Consider the following 20,959-nt stretch of genomic DNA (forward strand, 5'->3'; position numbering starts at 1 on the left):
CCTTACAACACCATCGCCGCTATCCAGCCAAAGGCCAGCAGCGGCAAGTTGTAATGCAGGAAGGTGGGCACCACGGTGTCCCAGATATGGTGATGCTGACCGTCAATATTCAAACCGGAAGTCGGGCCCAGGGTGGAGTCCGACGCTGGCGAACCGGCATCACCCAGGGCGCCCGCCGTACCAACGATGCACACAATCGCCATTGGGCTGAAGCCCAACTGCACGCACAGCGGCACAAAAATCGCCGCCAGGATCGGCACGGTGGAAAACGAAGAACCGATGCCCATCGTTACCAGCAAGCCCACCAGCAGCATCAGCAGCGCGCCCACGCCCTTGCTGTGGTTGATCCAGCCGGCAGAGGCCTCCACCAGCGACTTGACCTCTCCCGTGGCTTTAAGCACCTCGGCAAAGCCCGAAGCGGCAATCATAATAAAGCCAATCATGGCCATCATTTTCATGCCTTCGGTAAACAGATCGTCGGTCTCGCGCCAGCGCACGATCCCCGACGCCGAAAAAATCAGGAAGCCGGCGAGCGCACCGATAATCATCGAGCCCAACCACAGCTGAATGATAAACGCCGCGGCAATCGCCACACCGGCCACCAGCAAGGTGCGCGGGTTATAGCTGATGGCAACCTGCTCAACCTGCTCGATTTTGCCCAGGTCATACTCGCGCTTTTTGCGGTAGCTGATAAACACCGCCACCAACAAACCAAACAGCATGCCCAGTGCCGGGATGGCCATCGCATGGGTCACATTGACAGCGCTGATATCCACGCCACTTTTGCTGACGTTGGCGAGCAGGATCTGGTTAAGGAAGATATTGCCAAAACCCACCGGCAAGAACATGTACGGCGTGATCAAACCGAAGGTCATGACACAGGCGATCAGGCGCCGGTCGATTTGCAGCTTGGTCAGCACATACAACAGCGGCGGTACCAACAGCGGGATAAAGGCGATATGAATCGGCAGAATATTCTGCGAAGAAATCGCCACCACCAACAGCAAGGCAATCAGCAGCCATTTGACCCGATTGCCACCCACCGCCTGTTGGCGGTTGACCATGCGCAGGGCCTTGTCAGCCATCGCATGGGCCAGGCCGGACTTGGCAATGGCTACCGCGAAAGCGCCCAGCATCGCGTAGGACAACGCAACCTGAGCACCACCACCCAGGCCACCATTGAACGCATTGAGCGTAGCTTCAATGCCCAGGCCACCGACCAGGCCGCCAACCAGGGCACCCACAATCAGTGCGATAACCACATGCACACGGGACAGACTGAGCACCAGCATGATGCCGACCGCGGCAATTACTGCATTCATCATTACAACCTCATAGCGCGCACCACGATAAAACACCGTAAAGCGGAAAATTTCGGGCAAAAGAAGACTGTTCCAATCGCCGGATCTGGAAGTGTGGGTAATTTGGGGGCGCACACTTTGCAGCACCATCGGCGTCATGTCAAAGCGCATGCCCCAAGCGGCCCGACAATCGTCCTTCACCGGCCTTAACCCTAGTATTTACAGGGCTAAATCAGGGTTTTAAAGGGGTGACCCCACACGAAAATCTCGGCTTTTGCCATAAAGAAAAGCGCTCGCCGGCCGCTAACAGACAAAGCCTCTTTTTAGGATGTCTCCATGTCGCTCAGACAGCTTTCCATCCAATGGAAAATCACCCTCCTCGCCGGACTCAGCCTGCTGGGTGTTGTCACCCTGCTGGTGGGGCTTTCGCTTTATCGCATGGACCACACCGCCGACCTGGTGGAGGCATCCAGCTCGCAAATGCTCAATGAGGCGGCACAGGCCCGCATTGAAGCGCAGGGTGAAGCCCAGGCATTGGCAATCAGCCGCCAGTTTATGGACGCCTACCAGTACGGCAATGGCTTCGCCCGACAAGTCCTGTTTTTGCGCGAGCAATCGGAAAAACGCTTCCTGGACGCCTTCGACCTGCGTGAAGACCTGACCCGCCAGGTCAAGGCCGCGCTGCAGGCCAACCCTGACCTGCTGGGGTTATCGCTGGTATTCGAAGCCAACGCGCTGGATGGCAAGGATCAGTTGTTCGACCATCAAAAAGAACTGGGCAGTAACGACAAGGGCCGCTTTGCCCTGTACTGGTCACAACCGACGCCCGGCAAGCTGACCTCGATGGCCCTGCCCGAATCGGATATGTCCGACACCAGCACCGGCCCCAGCGGCCAGGCCAATAACGCCTGGTTCACCTGCCCGCGCACCACGCTCAAGCCGTGCATTATCGAACCGTATTTCTACGAGATCGACGGGCAAAACGTGTTGCTGACCAGCATCGTTTTCCCGCTGACGGTCAATGGCAAAGTCATTGCCTCGCTGTCGGTGGATATCAACCTCAACAGCTTGCAAGCCCTTAGCCTGCAAGCCAGCCAGAAACTGTACAACGGCGAAACCCGGGTGGGCATTATCAGCTCGGCCGGAATCCTGGCCGGCTTCAGCGCTGATGCCGGCAAACTTGCCCAGCGCCTTGATCAGGTCGATGCCAAAGACGGTGCCGAGCTGACCCGCCTCATGACCAGTGGCGACCAGGCCCAAAGCATCCGTAGCGAGCAGCGCTTGAAAGTGCTCACGCCTTTCCTGCCGATCCCGGGCAGCAAGCCTTGGGGGGTATTGCTCGATGTACCCGAAAAAGTATTGGTAGGGCCGGCCCAGGCACTGCAAGCCGAACTGGACGAGCGCAACAAGGCCGGGGCCCTGATTGAGCTGGCCTGGGGTTCGCTCGCCGCCATTATCGGCCTGTTGCTGGTGTGGCTGCTGGCGCGCAGCGTGACGCGGCCGATCCTCGGCGTGGCCCATATGCTGGAAGATATTGCCAGCGGTGAAGGTGACCTGACCCGTCGCCTGGCCTACGACAAAAAAGACGAGCTGGGGCAATTGGCCAGTTGGTTCAACCGCTTTCTCGACAAGCTGCAACCCACCATCGCCGAGGTCAAGCGCTCGGTGCAGGATGCCCGCAGCACCGCCGACCAATCAGCGGCCATTGCCACCCAGACCAGCGCCGGGATGGAGCAGCAATACCGCCAGGTCGATCAGGCCGCCACCGCCTCCCATGAGATGAGCGCCACGGCACAGGATGTGGCACGCAGCGCAGCACAAGCCGCCCAGGCCGCCCGGGATGCCGACCAGGCCACACGCCAGGGCTTGACCATCATCGACCGCACCACCACCAGCATCGACCATCTGGCCGCCGACATGAGCGTGGCCATGACCCAGGTTGAAGGGCTGGCGGCCAACAGCGAGAAAATCGGCTCGGTGCTGGAGGTTATTCGTGCAATCGCCGAACAGACCAACCTCCTCGCCCTGAATGCGGCGATCGAAGCGGCGCGCGCAGGTGAAGCCGGGCGCGGTTTTGCCGTGGTCGCTGATGAGGTGCGCAACCTGGCCCGCCGCACCCAGGAGTCGGTCGAAGAAACCCGCCAGGTCATTGAGCAGCTGCAAGTGGGCACCCAGGAAGTGGTGAACTCCATGAGCAACAGCCATCGCCAGGCACAGGGCAGCGTCGAGCAAGTCGAACAAGCGGTCACGGCCTTGCAGCAAATCGGTGATGCGGTGACCGTAATCACCGACATGAACCTGCAAATTGCCAGTGCCGCAGAAGAACAGAGCGCCGTGGCCGAAGAGATCAACAGCAACGTTGCCACTATTCGCGACGTCACCGAGTCATTGTCCGAGCAAGCCAATGAATCGGCGCGGGTCAGCCAGTCACTGAACGCGCTGGCCAACCAGCAGCAAAAACTGATGGATCAGTTCCGCGTCTGACCTGAGCGGCGATAACGGCATTATGCCGTCGTCGCCTTTTGCGCACGGTCTGGAAGCTTGATTCTTACAAGCAGCCCGCCCAACGCCCCTGTTTCAAGCTGCATCTGCCCTCCCCAGGCCTCGACGATATCTCGCACAATCCCCAAACCCAGGCCGTGGCCACTGGTTTGCTCATCCAGACGGGTGCCACGGCTGAACACCTGATCACGCTCGCCTTCAGGAATGCCCGGGCCATCGTCCTGCACCTCAATCACATACCCTTGCGGGGTTTGGCACAGGCTCAGCTCTACCTGGGCATCGGCCCATTTGCAGGCGTTGTCCAGCAGGTTGCCGAGCAACTCGAGCATATCCTCGCGATCCCAGGGCAGCAGCAGGCCCGGCGCAACGCTGTGCGTCAGTTGCAGATGCTCGCCGTGGATCATCCCCAGGGTCGACAGCAGCCCCGGCAACTCTGCATCCGCATCGAATTGCGCCCCCGGCAAGGCATCACCCGCCAGGCGCGCACGATTAAGCTCGCGCCCCATACGCTGCTGGATCTGCTCCAGCTGCTCACGTAATGTAATTTGTATCTGAGGATAAGCAGCAAGCCGTGGATCGTTGGCCAGGCTGATCAACACCGCTAACGGCGTTTTTAGTGCATGCCCCAGGTTGCCCAGCGCATTGCGCGAGCGTTTGAGGTTGTCTTCGGTGTGAGCCAGCAAATGGTTTATCTGCGTCACCAGCGGCTCAAGCTCAAGAGGAACCTGGGCATCAAGCTGCGAACGCTGCCCGGCCTGCAATTGGGCAATCTGTTTGCGCGCCGTTTCGAGCGGGCGCAGTGCGCGACGAACTGTAACCCGCTGCAACAACAACACAACCATCAGGGCCAGCACCCCGATGGCCAAGCCAATACGCTGCACCTGCTTGAAACTTTCACGGATCGGCGTGTAATCCTGAGCCACACTGATGGACACCGCCTGCCCCAGGCGCTGGTAGTCACTGCGCAAGACCAGCAGCATCTGCCCTTCAGGGCCGGGCTGTAATACGCGTTCCAGGCCGGGTTGGCTGGGGCGCGGCAATTGCCCGTCCCACAGTGAACGCGAGCGCCAGTGGGTGTCGCCAAACTCGATACTGAAATAATGGCCGGAAAAGGGCCGTTGATAGGCTGGCGCTAGCCGCCGCTCATCCAGCTGCAAACCTTGCGGGCCGCGGCTCAGGGCAATCAGCAGGTTCTCGCTGTCATTTTGCAGGCCCGACTCCAGATAGCGCTGAAGACCCGTTTCAAACAGCCACAGGCTGACCTGCCCCACCACCAGCCCGGCCACCAGCAGCACACTGACCAACCCCAGGCTCAAACGCCTCTGAATCGATCTCACTGGCTGGCAGCGCCGAAAATATACCCCTGGCCACGCCGGGTTTCGATCACGCTGCGGCCAAGCTTGCGACGCAGATGATTCACATGAACCTCAAGCACATTGGAGTCGCGCTCAGTCTCGCCGTCATAGAGATGCTCAGCCAAGTGGCTTTTGGAGAGGATCTGCTGCGGGTGCAGCATAAAATAGCGCAGGAGACGAAACTCGGCCGCGGTCAATTGCACCTGCGCGCCATCGTTGATCACGCACTGACGCGCCTCATCCAGATGCAGCCCTGCGCACTTCAATAAAGGTTGATTCGCCTGCCCGTGAGAGCGGCGTAACAACGCCTGAACCCGCAACAGCAACTCTTCAGGATGAAAGGGCTTGGTTAAATAATCATCGGCACCGGCTTTAAGACCCTCAATGCGTTCCGACCAGGAGCTGCGTGCAGTCAGAATCAATACCGGTGTGGCCAGCCCCTGGGCCCGCCATTGCTTGAGGACCTCAAGCCCCGATATGCCGGGCAAACCCAGATCAAGAATAATCAGGTCATAGGGCTCACTTTGCCCCTGATACAACGCGTCACGGCCATCGGCCAACCAATCGAGCGCATAGCCCGAACGGGTCAAGCTGGCCATTAGCTCGTCGGCCAACGGAACATGATCTTCAACCAGCAACAACCGCATTAATCATCTACCTCATCTTTGAGCAACTGCCCATTACTGGCGTTCAGCTTGATCTCGCGCACAACGCCACTTGTCGTCAGCAGCTCGAACTCATAGACATAAACGTCGTCATCCTCCTCCAGCTCCACCTCCAGCAGCTTTGCACCCGGATGGCGCTCGAGGGCTTTTTGCAGCAATTGCTCCATCGGCTGGATAAGCCCTTGCTCACGCAAACGCAGGGCCTCGTCTTGCCCCAGGTCCCGGGCCAAGGCCAAAGAACAAACAGCACAGAGCAATACCACGACACATCCGCCCATTCTTAGGCTCACTGTCATCACTTGTCTCTATGGCCTCCACTCAACGTCATCTGTGCGATAGCAAAAGCCCGCAGCATAACGCTACTGGCTTAAGTGAAACTGAATAGCGCCGCGCAGCCGGGAGGTATGCACCTGCACCCGGCGTTAGCTGTTAAACTGCAGCCCTGTATTTATCGCTCTGGCGATAGTCACTTCTTCAAGAGCTATAAATATTGTGGAAATTTTCAAAGAGTTTACCTTCGAATCTGCACACCGCCTGCCTTTCGTGCCTGAAGGTCACAAATGCGGCCGCCTGCATGGTCACTCATTCAAAGTGGCCATCCATTTAAGCGGCGATATCGACCCTGCCACTGGCTGGATCCGGGACTTTTCGGAAATCAAGGCGATTTTCAAACCGCTCTATGAGCAGCTTGATCATAACTACCTGAACGATATCCCTGGCCTGGAAAACCCAACCAGCGAAGTGCTGGCCAAGTGGATTTGGCAGCAGCTTAAACCTCTGCTTCCAGAACTGTCGGCGATACGCATTCATGAAACCTGCACCAGTGGCTGTATCTACTACGGTGACTGATTCGCAGGCTAAAAAAAAACCACCTCGCGAGGTGGTTTTTTTTGCTCTGAAAAAAGCATGGAGAGCGGCAAAGTGAGCACAGAACATGCCGACACTTTTCTCGGCACAAAAACAAACCCCCTGTCTGCGTGAGCAGACAGGGGGTTTGGAATTTAATCTTGACGATGACCTACTCTCACATGGGGAAACCCCACACTACCATCGGCGATGCATCGTTTCACTACTGAGTTCGGGATGGGATCAGGTGGTTCCAATGCTCTATGGTCGTCAAGAAATTCGGTAGCCAGGTCGTTTGCCTTACGGCGCACGCTCCAGCGAATGGGTATGTAATAGTTGGTGTTTTGTGAACCGCAAACTTTCGGTTTGTATCGTCTTCACACACCGCAATTCGCTTCTAAGCAAATTGCTTGGGTGTTATATGGTCAAGCCTCACGGGCAATTAGTATTGGTTAGCTCAACGCCTCACAGCGCTTACACACCCAACCTATCAACGTCGTAGTCTTCGACGGCCCTTTAGGGAACTCAAGGTTCCAGTGAGATCTCATCTTGAGGCAAGTTTCCCGCTTAGATGCTTTCAGCGGTTATCTTTCCCGAACATAGCTACCCGGCAATGCCACTGGCGTGACAACCGGAACACCAGAGGTTCGTCCACTCCGGTCCTCTCGTACTAGGAGCAGCCCCTCTCAAATCTCAAACGTCCACGGCAGATAGGGACCGAACTGTCTCACGACGTTCTAAACCCAGCTCGCGTACCACTTTAAATGGCGAACAGCCATACCCTTGGGACCGGCTTCAGCCCCAGGATGTGATGAGCCGACATCGAGGTGCCAAACACCGCCGTCGATATGAACTCTTGGGCGGTATCAGCCTGTTATCCCCGGAGTACCTTTTATCCGTTGAGCGATGGCCCTTCCATACAGAACCACCGGATCACTAAGACCTACTTTCGTACCTGCTCGACGTGTCTGTCTCGCAGTCAAGCGCGCTTTTGCCTTTATACTCTACGACCGATTTCCGACCGGTCTGAGCGCACCTTCGTACTCCTCCGTTACTCTTTAGGAGGAGACCGCCCCAGTCAAACTACCCACCATACACTGTCCTCGATCCGGATAACGGACCTGAGTTAGAACCTCAAAGTTGCCAGGGTGGTATTTCAAGGTTGGCTCCACGCAAACTGGCGTTCACGCTTCAAAGCCTCCCACCTATCCTACACAAGCAAATTCAAAGTCCAGTGCAAAGCTATAGTAAAGGTTCACGGGGTCTTTCCGTCTAGCCGCGGATACACTGCATCTTCACAGCGATTTCAATTTCACTGAGTCTCGGGTGGAGACAGCGCCGCCATCGTTACGCCATTCGTGCAGGTCGGAACTTACCCGACAAGGAATTTCGCTACCTTAGGACCGTTATAGTTACGGCCGCCGTTTACCGGGGCTTCGATCAAGAGCTTCGCGTTAGCTAACCCCATCAATTAACCTTCCGGCACCGGGCAGGCGTCACACCCTATACGTCCACTTTCGTGTTTGCAGAGTGCTGTGTTTTTAATAAACAGTCGCAGCGGCCTGGTATCTTCGACCGACAGGGGCTTACGCAGTAAATGCTTCACCTCCATCGGCGCACCTTCTCCCGAAGTTACGGTGCCATTTTGCCTAGTTCCTTCACCCGAGTTCTCTCAAGCGCCTTGGTATTCTCTACCCAACCACCTGTGTCGGTTTGGGGTACGGTTCCTGGTTACCTGAAGCTTAGAAGCTTTTCTTGGAAGCATGGCATCAACCACTTCGTGTTCTAAAAGAACACTCGTCATCAGCTCTCGGCCTTAGAATCCCGGATTTACCTAAGATTCCAGCCTACCACCTTAAACTTGGACAACCAACGCCAAGCTGGCCTAGCCTTCTCCGTCCCTCCATCGCAATAACCAGAAGTACAGGAATATTAACCTGTTTTCCATCGACTACGCTTTTCAGCCTCGCCTTAGGGACCGACTAACCCTGCGTCGATTAACGTTGCGCAGGAAACCTTGGTCTTTCGGCGTGGGTGTTTTTCACACCCATTATCGTTACTCATGTCAGCATTCGCACTTCTGATACCTCCAGCAAGCTTCTCAACTCACCTTCACAGGCTTACAGAACGCTCCTCTACCGCATCACCTAAGTGATACCCGTAGCTTCGGTGTATGGTTTGAGCCCCGTTAAATCTTCCGCGCAGGCCGACTCGACTAGTGAGCTATTACGCTTTCTTTAAAGGGTGGCTGCTTCTAAGCCAACCTCCTAGCTGTCTAAGCCTTCCCACATCGTTTCCCACTTAACCATAACTTTGGGACCTTAGCTGACGGTCTGGGTTGTTTCCCTTTTCACGACGGACGTTAGCACCCGCCGTGTGTCTCCCATGCTCGGCACTTGTAGGTATTCGGAGTTTGCATCGGTTTGGTAAGCCGGGATGGCCCCCTAGCCGAAACAGTGCTCTACCCCCTACAGTGATACATGAGGCGCTACCTAAATAGCTTTCGAGGAGAACCAGCTATCTCCGAGCTTGATTAGCCTTTCACTCCGATCCACAGGTCATCCGCTAACTTTTCAACGGTAGTCGGTTCGGTCCTCCAGTTAGTGTTACCCAACCTTCAACCTGCCCATGGATAGATCGCCCGGTTTCGGGTCTATTCCCAGCGACTAGACGCCCTATTAAGACTCGCTTTCGCTACGCCTCCCCTATTCGGTTAAGCTTGCCACTGAAAATAAGTCGCTGACCCATTATACAAAAGGTACGCAGTCACCCAACAAAGTGGGCTCCCACTGCTTGTACGCATACGGTTTCAGGATCTATTTCACTCCCCTCTCCGGGGTTCTTTTCGCCTTTCCCTCACGGTACTAGTTCACTATCGGTCAGTCAGTAGTATTTAGCCTTGGAGGATGGTCCCCCCATATTCAGACAAAGTTTCTCGTGCTCCGTCCTACTCGATTTCACTGCAAAGATGTTTTCGCGTACAGGGCTATCACCCACTATGGCCGCACTTTCCAGAGCGTTCCGCTAACATCAATACAGCTTAAGGGCTGGTCCCCGTTCGCTCGCCACTACTAAGGGAATCTCGGTTGATTTCTTTTCCTCAGGGTACTTAGATGTTTCAGTTCCCCTGGTTCGCTTCTTAAGCCTATGTATTCAGCTTAAGATACCTAACTTATGTTAGGTGGGTTCCCCCATTCAGACATCTCCGGATCAAAGTCTGTTTGCCGACTCCCCGAAGCTTTTCGCAGGCTACCACGTCTTTCATCGCCTCTGACTGCCAAGGCATCCACCGTATGCGCTTCTTCACTTGACCATATAACCCCAAGCAATCTGGTTATACTATGAAGACGACATTCGCCGAAAATTTGCTTTCAATCACAAATTTTACCTTAGCCTGAATAAACACCAGTGAAAGTGTTATCCAGTCTAACTTTCTATTACATACCCAAATTTTTAAAGAACGATCTAATCAAAAGATCAGAAATCAACATTCACCACCATCTGATGGAATGCTCATTTCTAAGCTTTACGACAGACAAACCGCAGATCAACTCTGCAGTTATCGTCTTCTACAATGAATCAAGCAATTCGTGTGGGAACTTATGGAGCAGCTGATGTCGTCGATTAAGGAGGTGATCCAGCCGCAGGTTCCCCTACGGCTACCTTGTTACGACTTCACCCCAGTCATGAATCACACCGTGGTAACCGTCCTCCCGAAGGTTAGACTAGCTACTTCTGGTGCAACCCACTCCCATGGTGTGACGGGCGGTGTGTACAAGGCCCGGGAACGTATTCACCGTGACATTCTGATTCACGATTACTAGCGATTCCGACTTCACGCAGTCGAGTTGCAGACTGCGATCCGGACTACGATCGGTTTTATGGGATTAGCTCCACCTCGCGGCTTGGCAACCCTTTGTACCGACCATTGTAGCACGTGTGTAGCCCAGGCCGTAAGGGCCATGATGACTTGACGTCATCCCCACCTTCCTCCGGTTTGTCACCGGCAGTCTCCTTAGAGTGCCCACCATTACGTGCTGGTAACTAAGGACAAGGGTTGCGCTCGTTACGGGACTTAACCCAACATCTCACGACACGAGCTGACGACAGCCATGCAGCACCTGTCTCAATGTTCCCGAAGGCACCAATCTATCTCTAGAAAGTTCATTGGATGTCAAGGCCTGGTAAGGTTCTTCGCGTTGCTTCGAATTAAACCACATGCTCCACCGCTTGTGCGGGCCCCCGTCAATTCATTTGAGTTTTAACCTTGCGGCCGTACTCCCCAGGCGGTCAACTTAATGCGTTAGCTGCGCCACTAAGAGTTCAAGACTCCCAACGGCTAGTTGACATCGTTTACGGCGTGGACTACCAGGGTATCTAATCCTGTTTGCTCCCCACGCTTTCGCACCTCAGTGTCAGTATCAGTCCAGGTAGTCGCCTTCGCCACTGGTGTTCCTTCCTATATCTACGCATTTCACCGCTACACAGGAAATTCCACTACCCTCTACCATACTCTAGCTTGCCAGTTTTGGATGCAGTTCCCAGGTTGAGCCCGGGGATTTCACATTCAACTTAACAAACCACCTACGCGCGCTTTACGCCCAGTAATTCCGATTAACGCTTGCACCCTCTGTATTACCGCGGCTGCTGGCACAGAGTTAGCCGGTGCTTATTCTGTCGGTAACGTCAAGACACCAACGTATTAGGTTAATGCCCTTCCTCCCAACTTAAAGTGCTTTACAATCCGAAGACCTTCTTCACACACGCGGCATGGCTGGATCAGGCTTTCGCCCATTGTCCAATATTCCCCACTGCTGCCTCCCGTAGGAGTCTGGACCGTGTCTCAGTTCCAGTGTGACTGATCATCCTCTCAGACCAGTTACGGATCGTAGCCTTGGTGAGCCATTACCTCACCAACTAGCTAATCCGACCTAGGCTCATCTGATAGCGCAAGGCCCGAAGGTCCCCTGCTTTCTCCCGTAGGACGTATGCGGTATTAGCGTCCGTTTCCGAACGTTATCCCCCACTATCAGGCAGATTCCTAGGTATTACTCACCCGTCCGCCGCTCTCAAGAGAAGCAAGCTTCTCTCTACCGCTCGACTTGCATGTGTTAGGCCTGCCGCCAGCGTTCAATCTGAGCCATGATCAAACTCTTCAGTTCAAACATCTTTGGGTTTTTAAGAAACCCTAAACTTGGCTCAGCAATCGTTGGTTACATCTTTGATTTCTCGCGGAGTAACTTGTGATGCTGATAATCTTGCTGACTATCAGTCTGACTCCACAAGCACCCACACGAATTGCTTGATTCAGTTGTTAAAGAGCGGTTGGTTTAGCTTTCGCTGAACCGAGGCGCGAATTCTACAGCAGCCTCTGTTGCTGTCAAGCGGTTATTTTAAGATGTTTTCAAAGTTTCCTCTGCAACATCAACCACTTGCGCTTTCGATCTCTCGTTAGCGGGAGGCGAATTCTACAGCGTTACACGCTGCTGTCAACACCTCATTTCCTGCTTCGGTGACTTGAAGCTGGCACTGCCGAAAACTCATCCAACTCATTGAAACTCAAGGAGTTTTCCGTTTCGACTGCGCCGGAAGTGGGGCGAATTATAGACAGTTGCACATGGGAGTCAAGCATTAATCAAAACTATCGTTCGAGAAGCGCCTATAGAGAGAAAAGCCACATGCAGTGCGCACTATATTGCACATGCGCCATTACTTAAGCATGATACCGGCCTTTAGCCCCCCCTACTCCCAGGCACACTTCTTAATGACAAAGCACCCCCATAGCCTCGTAGCGTCGCTATTCCCTGTTGGTTTGCTGCTGATTGCAATGGCCTCGATCCAATCGGGCGCATCGCTGGCGAAAAGCATGTTCCCGATCATTGGCGCCCAGGGCACTACCAGCCTGCGCCTGACCTTCGCCAGTATCATCATGCTGCTGATTCTGCGCCCCTGGCGTGCCAGGCTCACCGCCAAGTCCTTGAAGACCGTCATCGTTTACGGGATTGCCCTGGGGGGAATGAATTTCCTCTTCTATATGTCACTGCGCAGTGTTCCCTTGGGTATCGCTGTAGCCCTGGAATTCACCGGGCCTCTGGCCGTCGCGATTTACACCTCGCGCCGCCCCATCGACTTTATCTGGATAGGCCTGGCCATTACCGGCCTGATGCTGCTCATCCCCACCGGCGAGAGTACTGACGGTATCGACCCGGTCGGCGCGGGCTACGCACTCAGTGCCGGGGTCTGCTGGGCGCTGTACATTCTCTACGGGCAAAGGGCCGGAGCCGATAACGGCGTCCAGACAGCAGCTTTGGGCGTGATAATTGCAGCTTTATTCTTCGCACCTATCGGCATCTATCACGCAGGGGCCGCATTGCTGACCCCGGGCCTGATCCCGATAGCTATTGGCGTAGCCTTATTGTCTACGGCATTGCCCTACACGCTGGAAATGATTGCGCTGACACGGATGCCTACCCGCACATTCGGCACCCTTATGAGCATAGAGCCAGCGTTCGGGGCACTGTCGGGGTTGTTGTTCTTGAATGAGATCCTGTCATTCACACAATGGATGGCAATCTCTTGCATCATCATGGCTTCGATCGGCGCGACCCTGACCATGCGCAACCACTCAACACCTGTTGTAGCAGACAAAAAGCCCGTTAATGGACACAGTTCTGGTAATTGACTCTCATTTAGGGGATGTTTGTCGCTTGTGAATCACTTGGGTTGATTCCGGATAAGGATGTCCGCAGGTGCCAAGGATAGATGGCCATCGATTTCCGCATCCCGTACATCCGACGCAAACGCTTAAGGACAGGAATGAAACGAATTTTGGTAGCTTTAGCCGTTCTGGCAGTAACCGGCTGCGCTGCAACCTCGGAAACCGCCGTCAAACATGGCAAAAGAGGTTTACATATCAATTGCTCTGGATTGTCCTCATCGTGGAACAAGTGCTTCGCCGAAGCTGACAAGGCCTGTGGCACCAAAGGCTACCGGGTCATCGCCAAGTCCGGCGATGCTGCCGAAGAGCCCGGGGATTACCCGTTCGGCTTGAACCCGGCCGGCTACACCAGTCGCAGCATGATCGTCATCTGCAAGTAGTCGCCGGACCGGCGGCCATGCAGTTTGCGCCTGCAACTGCATGGCTAGTGGCTCAACCGTTCGAAAGCGGCGCCGTGCGCGCCAGCAACCACTCCAGAGCCGCCCCGGCAATCAGCGGGCTCAAGCGCTCACGAACCTGCTGGTGATACGCATCAAACCACGCCAGCTCTTCGCGACTCAGCAATGAAGGCTCCAGACAGCGACTGTCAATCGGGCACAGGGTCAAGGTTTCAAACTTGAGGAACGTCCCGAACTCCGAAGACCCCGCTTCGCGGTTCAACACCAGGTTCTCGATTCGCACTCCCCAGCGACCCGGACGATAGGTCCCCGGCTCAATCGACGTAATCATCCCCGGCTGCATTGCCGTATGCGGTGCCGCTGCAGCCTGATAGGCAATTACCTGAGGGCCTTCGTGCACATTCAGAAAGTAGCCGACGCCATGCCCGGTGCCGTGCCCGTAATCGACGTTCTCGGCCCAGATCGGTGCCCGGGCAATCGAGTCCAGCAGCGGTGACAGGATCCCTTGGGGGAATTGAGCCCTGGACAGTGCAATGACCCCCTTCAAGACACGGGTGCAGTCGCGCTTCTGTTCCTGGGTGGGCGTCCCGACCGGCACCATTCGCGTGATATCGGTCGTGCCGCCCAGGTACTGCCCGCCGGAGTCGATCAGCAGCAGGCCGTCGCCCTCTATCAGCGCATGTTCCTGCTCGGTTGCATGGTAGTGAGGCATTGCGCCATTGGCATTGAAAGCGGCAATGGTATTAAAGCTCAGGGACACAAACCCCGGACGGCGGGCACGCGCCGCGGTCAGTTGTTCATCGATGGTCAACTCCGTAATTCGTTCGCGCCCCAAGGCTGTTTCCAGCCATGCGAAGAACTCACACAGTGCCGCGCCATCCTGCTCCATCGCCTGACGGATATGCACCGCGTCTTCCAGGCTCTTTTGCGACTTGGCCAGCGTGGTCGGGTTCAGGCCTTCAACCAGTTTCACCTCGGCCTGCAGATGGCCGAGCAACCCGCAGGTCACACGGGCGGGGTCCACCAGCAAACGGGTGGTAGCCGGCAAGGATGCCAGCGCGTCGCTGATCTGGGCGTAGTCACGCAGCTCAACACCGTCACCGGCCAGGGTCTCGCGCAATGCCGGGCTGACTTTACCCAGGTCAAGGAACAGGGTGGCCCGCGCATCTTCGATCAGGGCAAACGAAACGAATACCGGGTTGAAGGAAACATCCGAGCCACGCAGGTTAAACAACCAGGCGATGTCATCCAGGGTCGCAATAAAGTGAGCGTCAGCGTTGCGCTGCTTGAGTGTTTCGCGCAACTGCGCCAGTTTGCTCACCCGGCTGACGGTCGCTTGCGGTGGCAAGTGCTCATAGACCGGCTGCACCGGCAATGCTGGCCGATCAAGCCATACCTCGCCCAGCAGATCGATATCCGTACGCAACACCGCTCCGCGGTCCTTGAGCTTGCTTTCAAGGGTGCGGGCCGAGGCCAGTGCGAGTACCGCGCCATCCACGCAAACGGTTGCACCTTCGGGCGCCTGCTCGGCCAGCCACTCCAGAGGGCCGGGCTGGCCGGGCAACAGCTTGACCAGCTCAATGGTGCTACCACTGAGCTCCTTGGCGGCCTGCTCCCAGTAACGGCTGTCAGCCCACACGCCGGCAAAGGTTGGCGTCACGATCAAGGTGCCCACCGAGCCGTAAAACCCCGACAGCCATTGACGGCCCTGCCAGTAGGCAGGCAAGTACTCGGAAAGATGGGGGTCGGCCGAGGGCACCAGCAGGGCATGAATGCCGCGCTGGCTCATCAACGCCCGGGTGCGGGCCAAACGCTCCACAACCGATCCCGAATGCAACGACTGAGTACTCATCTTGTCTCCTGCTGATCACTGATAATTATTATGTGTTGCCAAGGATGATGGCCCAGCTACAGGGGCTGGGCAACCGCCCAGAAAGGCGCGGGTGCCGCCAGGGAAGCCTTGATGGCCTTTACCGCCACATCTATATCCTGCTCACGGGTGAAACGGCCAAGGCTCAGGCGAATGGTACGCCCGGCCTTGTGCGCATCATGCCCCAGCGCCAGCAGCACATGGGACGGTGCATTGCTGGCCGAGTTGCACGCCGAGGTTGCCGAATACGCCAGCTCGGCACTCAGGGCTGCACTGTTAAACGCCCCTTCGCTGAAGGTCAGGCTCAAGGTGTGGGGAATTCGCTGCGTCGGACAACCATTGCAGAGCAGCCCCGGTACATCGGCCAATTGCTCCAGCAAGCGCTGGCGCAAGCCGCCAATATGCGCCAGCTCCTGGGCAAACGACTCACTGGCCAATGCAAAAGCTGCGCCCATACCGGCAATTTGATGCGTCGCCAGCGTGCCCGACCGCAAGCCGGACTCATGCCCGCCCCCGTGAATCTGCGCCTGCAGGCGATCCTGCGCCCGCGGCCCCACATACAAGGCACCGATCCCCTTGGGCCCATAGATCTTGTGCCCCGAGAACGACATCAGGTCCACCGCCCACTCAGCCAGGTCAATGGCCACCTTGCCTGCACCCTGCGCGGCATCAACATGGAACAATGCACCATGCTCGCGCACCCGACGGCCGATGCCCGGAATATCATTGACCGTACCCAGCTCGTTGTTGACCAGCATCAGCGACACCAGCAGCGTATCGGCACGCAGTGCGGCGCTGACCTGATCAGCGCTGACAAGGCCGTTGGCATCGGGGGCCAGGTACGTCACCTCAAAGCCCGAATCCTGCAAAAAGTGCGCCGTATCCAGTACGGCCTTGTGCTCGATCTGGCTGGTAATGATATGCCCACGGGACTGGCCACCGGCCTGGGCAACACCTTTGAGGGCCAGGTTGTTGGACTCGGTTGCGCCCGAGGTCCAGATAATCTGCTCGGGTTGCGCATTGATCAGTTGCGCGACCTGCTGGCGGGCCAGCTCTACCGCAAGCCGGGCCTGCTGGCCAAAAACATGGGAGCCCGAGGCCGGGTTGCCAAAGTTGCCGTCAAAACCCAGGCACTCGACCATCACCTGAATGACACGAGCGTCCACAGGTGTGGTGGCCGCGTAATCGAAATAAAGAGGTCGCTTGTTCATTGTCAAAACCCACTGAGCGCATTCCGGAATCAGGCAGTGCCTGCTTCGAGGATAGTAAGCCACTTGAAATGCGGCCGTTAGAAATACCCGATTGAGCCAGGTGAAAAAAGATGCATTTAAAAGAAAGGCCGTAGGACAAATCCCAAATTCGGCCCTGCTGCCATGCAGGGTCTTATAAAGCGCTAAAAACCGGTGTCGACGCAAGTCGGATATGCAATATCGATATATAAATATGGAATTAGGTTAGTTTACGGAATAACAAAATGACTTTATAAAGCTGCCTCCGGCTTTCCTTTTGTGGGCAGAGCCCCTGTTAAAAGGAGCTGTCAATGCAGCTTTTAACACTACCTGCCACCCCGGCACTGGCCACGTCCATACGCGCCACCGCCCAGGTCTTTGAAGATCCGGCGTCCAGGGCCTTGTTGGCGCACCTGCAACAAATCGCCCCCAGTGATGCCAGCGTGCTGATCATTGGCGAGACCGGCACCGGCAAGGAACTGGTCGCCCGCCATATCCACCAGCTCAGCCACCGGCATCAGAAGCCATTTGTGGCCGTCAACTGCGGCGCGTTTGCGGAATCACTGGTTGAAGCCGAACTGTTTGGCCATGAAAAAGGCGCGTTTACCGGCGCACTGGCCGCCAAGGCCGGCTGGTTTGAAGAGGCAGATGGCGGCACGCTGTTTCTGGATGAAATCGGCGACTTGCCGTTGACCATCCAGGTCAAGCTGCTGCGTGTGCTGCAAGAGCAGGAAGTGGTGCGCCTGGGTTCGCGCAAGAGCACGCCGATCAACGTGCGCGTCCTGGCTGCCACCAATGTCAACCTGGAGCAGGCCATCGATGCCGGGCACTTTCGCGAAGACCTGTACTACCGCCTGAATGTCGTCAGCCTGGGCTTGTTGCCGTTGCGTGAGCGCCCCGGTGATATCCTGCCACTGGCCCGGCACTTTCTTAAAGTCTACCGCCAACGCTTGCCCCACGGGCCAACCGCCCTGAGCGAATGCGCCGAGCAAGTGCTCGTCCACCACCCCTGGCAGGGCAATATTCGCGAACTGGAAAACGTCGTACACCACAGCCTGCTGCTGTGCCGCAATCAATCCATCACCGTGCAGGACCTGCGCTTGCCGCAACCGCGTAACAGGCGCCAGGACTTCGCGGCGTCGCAGCCGGCCACACACAGCACCCGGGAGTTGTTGCAACGGGCCTTTCGCAAGTTGTTTGAAGAGGAGCCGGGCGCCCTGCATGAAACGGTTGAAGACGCCCTGTTGCGTGCGGCCTATGAGTTCTGCCATCACAATCAGGTCCACACCGCCAAGCTGCTGGGCTTGAGCCGCAATGTCACCCGCACCCGCCTGATCAAGCTGGGCGCACTCTCGGTCAACACCCGGCGCACGGAGGCAGACGCCCTCGCCTATTGATCAGCGCAACAGTGCCTGGCCACAGCGGCAACTGGTTGACCCGGGGTTAAACACAACGTCGGGCCATCGTCGCGCAAAAGGCCTGTCGCCGCTGTTCGTGCTTATGGGTAAGATGACGTCCTTCCCGCGCGCCTGCGCTGTACGTCCTGCCGAACTAAGCCGATCCCATGCCTTTTGAACTCAGCGTAGATTTGACCACCCTCGCCATTCTGGCGGCCGTTGCTTTTGTTGCCGGATTTATCGACGCCATTGCCGGCGGCGGTGGCCTGCTCACCACCCCTGCCCTGCTCACTGCGGGCCTGCCGCCCCATCTGGTGCTGGGCACCAACAAACTCAGCTCGACCTTCGGCGCCGCCACGGCGAGCCTCACGTTCTACCGCCGCAAACTGTTCCACCCCCGCGAGTGGAAGCTGGCCATTTTCGGCACGCTGGCAGGTGCGCTGATCGGTGCAACCGTCGCTCATTACATGCCTGCCGAATGGCTTAACAAGATGCTGCCGGTGATTGTTTTCGGGTGCGGGCTCTACCTGCTGTTTGGCGGCACGCCCAAAACCCCCATCGACAACGATGCGCCGATCAAGAAGAAATGGCAGCTGCCCCAAGGTCTGGGCCTGGGCTTTTATGATGGCGTAGCCGGGCCGGGCACCGGTGCGTTCTGGACCGTCAGCAGCATGCTGATGTACCCGATCGACCTGGTGAAGGCCAGCGGCGTGGCCCGCAGCATGAACTTCGTCAGCAACATTGCAGCGCTGTCGGTGTTTATCTTTTCCGGGCATGTGGACTGGGTGATCGGCTTGACTATGGGCCTGGCGGTCATGGTCGGGGCTTTCTTTGGCGCCCGCAGCGCGATCAGCGGCGGGGCCAAGTTTATTCGCCCGGTGTTTATTACCGTGGTCCTGGGCCTGACCGTGCGCCTAGCCTGGCAGCACTGGTTCGGCATGGCCTAAACGTCGGGCCACATACAGGTCGATCAGGTAGCGTGCAATCGAGCGCGACGCCGGCAACGGCGGTAATTGATGCACATTGAACCACTGCGCATCTTCTATCTCATCGGCCTGGGGCACGATCTCGCCCCCCGCATATTCGGCGTGAAACCCCAGCATCATCGAATGCGGGAACGGCCAGCACTGGCTGCCCACATACTGGATGTTCTTGACCTCTACCTGCACTTCTTCACGCACTTCGCGGATCAGGCAATCCTCAGCCGACTCACCCGGCTCGGCGAAGCCCGCCAGGGTGCTGTATACCCCTGGCACAAAACGCGGCGAACGGGCCAGTAGCACTTCGTCACCGCGGGTAATCAACACGATCATGCTCGGTGAAATGCGCGGGTAGCTGCGCAAGTCGCAGGTGGCACAGTACATCGCCCGCTCCCCGCGCACCTGTGTCATGGCCTGCCCGCAACTGCCGCAAAACCGGTGTTCACGGGCCCAGGTGCCGATTTGCGCGGCATAGCCCAGCACTTTATACAGGGTGTGATCGTCGCCCAGCATAAAGGCCCGCAAGCCCTGCCAATGGCAGCCTTCTACCTGCGCCGCCCCCTTGAGTTCCAGCAGGTAAACCGGCTCGCCGTCGAGGTGGCCGATGCCATGCTCGGCCAGCACCGGCAAGCCCTGGCGCTTGAGCCATTCGCGGGGGAACAGCGGGCCATTGGCATCGATCAAAAATCCGTCGGGGCCGCGCGCCACGGCCCAGCCGCCAGTCAGGTCTGTATCCAGTACTGCCGTGATCCAACGCGGTGTCATCAAGTGTTCCTTGTTCAGGTTACAAAGCCATCAATCCAGAAATTCGGGTTTCTGTTTGGTCATGTGCGCCGTCATTGCCAACCGCAAGTCACTGGATTGAAGCATCGCCGCATTCCAGGTCGCAACATATTCCAGGCCATCATCCACGCGGTGATCACGCATATAACCGATCATCTGCTTGGTACCTGCAATGGCAATGGGCGATTTGCTGGCGATTTCATGGGCAATCGCCATGACGCCATCAAGCAGCGCCTGATTATCACTGTAGACCCGGTTTACCAGGCCGATGGCCCGGGCCTCATCCGCCGCGACCATGCGCCCGGTATAGGCCAGCTCACGGAGCATGCCATCACCGATGATACGCGGCAGGCGTTGCAGCGTACCCACGTCGGCCGCCATGCCCATGTCGATTTCCTTGATCGAGAATTGCGCATCCTCGGCGGCATAGCGCATGTCGCAGGCCGCAATCAGGTCAATCGCCCCGCCAATGCAATAACCCTGGATCGCGGCCAGGACCGGTTTACGGCACTGGTCAACGGCATTGAACGAAGCCTGCATCTGCAGGATTTTGCGCCGCAGCATGCGGGCATTGCGCCCCACATCCTTGCCCAGCTCGTTGGCCACCGACGCCAGCAGCATCAGGTCGATGCCGGCCGAGAAGTGCTTGCCCGCCCCACTGAGGACCACCACCCGCACCGCGTCGTTTTCATCGATCCACTGGAATATCTCGATGATTTCTGTCCAGAACGCAGCATTCATCGCGTTGACCTTCTCAGGTCGATTGATTTGAACGTGGGCAATATTGCCGTTTAATTCAACCTGAAAAGCCTGGTAGTCGGACATAACCTGAATCCTTTATAGGGCACCGTCGCCGGTCGATAGGCGGCGGACTATAACAAGCCTTGCAGGGCCCAGGCAGGCCGCGATAACGCC

General features: G+C 56.9%; 14 protein-coding genes, 3 rRNA genes and 1 pseudogene. 7 read left to right on the plus strand and 11 right to left on the minus strand.

Annotation, left to right across the window (positions count from 1 at the left end; genetic code table 11):
- Window positions 1–2: 2 nt before the first annotated feature.
- On the minus strand, window positions 3–1,322 hold the full coding sequence (locus tag BFC21_RS09835) for a Na+/H+ antiporter family protein (protein WP_088379503.1): 1,320 nt from the start codon (window positions 1,320–1,322) through the stop codon (window positions 3–5).
- Window positions 1,323–1,856: 534 nt separating this feature from the next.
- Between BFC21_RS09835 and BFC21_RS27775 the strand changes: the two are divergent.
- Both BFC21_RS27775 and BFC21_RS27780 read left to right on the plus strand, forming a co-directional pair.
- A pseudogene (locus BFC21_RS27775) lies at window positions 1,857–2,927 on the plus strand (HAMP domain-containing protein); the annotation flags it as partial.
- A 102-nt stretch (window positions 2,928–3,029) separates the two neighbouring features.
- Window positions 3,030–3,785, plus strand: a complete 756-nt coding sequence (locus tag BFC21_RS27780) for a methyl-accepting chemotaxis protein (protein WP_369782757.1) — start codon at window positions 3,030–3,032, stop codon at window positions 3,783–3,785.
- 20 nt (window positions 3,786–3,805) lie between these two features.
- Here the strand turns inward: BFC21_RS27780 and BFC21_RS09845 are convergent, their stop codons facing one another.
- The 3 genes from BFC21_RS09845 to BFC21_RS09855 are packed head-to-tail and all read right to left on the minus strand — an operon-like array spanning window position 3,806 to window position 6,119.
- Window positions 3,806–5,140 carry a sensor histidine kinase gene (locus BFC21_RS09845; protein ID WP_095005605.1) on the minus strand — a complete coding sequence of 445 codons (1,335 nt, stop codon included), beginning with the start codon at window positions 5,138–5,140 and terminating at the stop codon, window positions 3,806–3,808.
- The gene (locus tag BFC21_RS09850; RefSeq protein WP_088377801.1) at window positions 5,137–5,805 is read right to left on the minus strand and encodes a response regulator transcription factor; all 669 of its coding nucleotides are present in this window, start codon (window positions 5,803–5,805) and stop codon (window positions 5,137–5,139) included. The genes BFC21_RS09845 and BFC21_RS09850 overlap by 4 nt, the downstream gene beginning before the upstream one ends.
- Window positions 5,805–6,119 carry a PepSY domain-containing protein gene (locus BFC21_RS09855; protein ID WP_088377802.1) on the minus strand — a complete coding sequence of 105 codons (315 nt, stop codon included), beginning with the start codon at window positions 6,117–6,119 and terminating at the stop codon, window positions 5,805–5,807. The genes BFC21_RS09850 and BFC21_RS09855 overlap by 1 nt, the downstream gene beginning before the upstream one ends.
- 196 nt (window positions 6,120–6,315) lie before the next feature.
- Here BFC21_RS09855 and queD point away from each other — a divergent pair, with 196 nt between their 5' ends.
- Window positions 6,316–6,672 (plus strand): 6-carboxytetrahydropterin synthase QueD, encoded by a 357-nt coding sequence (queD, locus tag BFC21_RS09860; RefSeq protein WP_016781692.1) that lies wholly within the window; start codon window positions 6,316–6,318, stop codon window positions 6,670–6,672.
- Window positions 6,673–6,828: 156 nt separating this feature from the next.
- Here the strand turns inward: queD and rrf are convergent.
- From rrf to BFC21_RS09875, 3 genes are all read right to left on the minus strand, one after another.
- Window positions 6,829–6,944: ribosomal RNA gene (rrf, locus tag BFC21_RS09865) — 5S ribosomal RNA — on the minus strand.
- Window positions 6,945–7,090: 146 nt separating this feature from the next.
- Window positions 7,091–9,982 (minus strand): 23S ribosomal RNA (locus BFC21_RS09870).
- Between the two features lie 312 nt (window positions 9,983–10,294).
- Window positions 10,295–11,831 (minus strand): 16S ribosomal RNA (locus BFC21_RS09875).
- The 16S, 23S and 5S rRNA genes sit together here, the layout of an rRNA operon.
- 602 nt (window positions 11,832–12,433) lie before the next feature.
- On the opposite strand from BFC21_RS09875, the gene rhtA reads away from it, so the two are divergent.
- Both rhtA and BFC21_RS09890 read left to right on the plus strand, forming a co-directional pair.
- The gene (rhtA, locus tag BFC21_RS09885) at window positions 12,434–13,351 is read left to right on the plus strand and encodes a threonine/homoserine exporter RhtA (protein WP_088377803.1); all 918 of its coding nucleotides are present in this window, start codon (window positions 12,434–12,436) and stop codon (window positions 13,349–13,351) included.
- Window positions 13,352–13,485: 134 nt separating this feature from the next.
- Complete coding sequence (locus tag BFC21_RS09890; protein ID WP_029611594.1) at window positions 13,486–13,767, plus strand: hypothetical protein; 282 nt, start codon at window positions 13,486–13,488, stop codon at window positions 13,765–13,767.
- Between the two features lie 52 nt (window positions 13,768–13,819).
- Here the strand turns inward: BFC21_RS09890 and BFC21_RS09895 are convergent, their stop codons facing one another.
- On the minus strand, window positions 13,820–15,637 hold the full coding sequence (locus BFC21_RS09895; protein ID WP_120266018.1) for an aminopeptidase P family protein: 1,818 nt from the start codon (window positions 15,635–15,637) through the stop codon (window positions 13,820–13,822).
- A gap of 56 nt (window positions 15,638–15,693) precedes the next feature.
- On the minus strand, window positions 15,694–16,866 hold the full coding sequence (locus BFC21_RS09900) for an aminotransferase class V-fold PLP-dependent enzyme (RefSeq protein WP_088377805.1): 1,173 nt from the start codon (window positions 16,864–16,866) through the stop codon (window positions 15,694–15,696).
- A gap of 329 nt (window positions 16,867–17,195) precedes the next feature.
- On the opposite strand from BFC21_RS09900, the gene BFC21_RS09905 reads away from it, so the two are divergent.
- Both BFC21_RS09905 and BFC21_RS09910 read left to right on the plus strand, forming a co-directional pair.
- Window positions 17,196–18,281 (plus strand): sigma-54-dependent Fis family transcriptional regulator, encoded by a 1,086-nt coding sequence (locus tag BFC21_RS09905; protein ID WP_162939308.1) that lies wholly within the window; start codon window positions 17,196–17,198, stop codon window positions 18,279–18,281.
- 167 nt (window positions 18,282–18,448) lie between these two features.
- A complete protein-coding gene (locus BFC21_RS09910; RefSeq protein ID WP_088377807.1) occupies window positions 18,449–19,228 on the plus strand; it encodes a TSUP family transporter in 780 nt (259 codons plus the stop codon).
- On the opposite strand, the gene nudC is transcribed toward BFC21_RS09910, so the two are convergent.
- Both nudC and BFC21_RS09920 read right to left on the minus strand, forming a co-directional pair.
- Window positions 19,196–20,026, minus strand: coding sequence for an NAD(+) diphosphatase (nudC, locus tag BFC21_RS09915; protein WP_088377808.1), 831 nt, complete (start codon window positions 20,024–20,026; stop codon window positions 19,196–19,198). The genes BFC21_RS09910 and nudC overlap by 33 nt on opposite strands.
- Window positions 20,027–20,056: 30 nt before the next feature.
- Window positions 20,057–20,869, minus strand: coding sequence for a crotonase/enoyl-CoA hydratase family protein (locus BFC21_RS09920; RefSeq protein WP_016782385.1), 813 nt, complete (start codon window positions 20,867–20,869; stop codon window positions 20,057–20,059).
- Window positions 20,870–20,959 lie beyond the last annotated feature (90 nt).

This window comes from Pseudomonas sp. TMW 2.1634 (assembly GCF_001703595.1).
GTDB classification, from domain to species: domain Bacteria; phylum Pseudomonadota; class Gammaproteobacteria; order Pseudomonadales; family Pseudomonadaceae; genus Aquipseudomonas; species Aquipseudomonas fragi.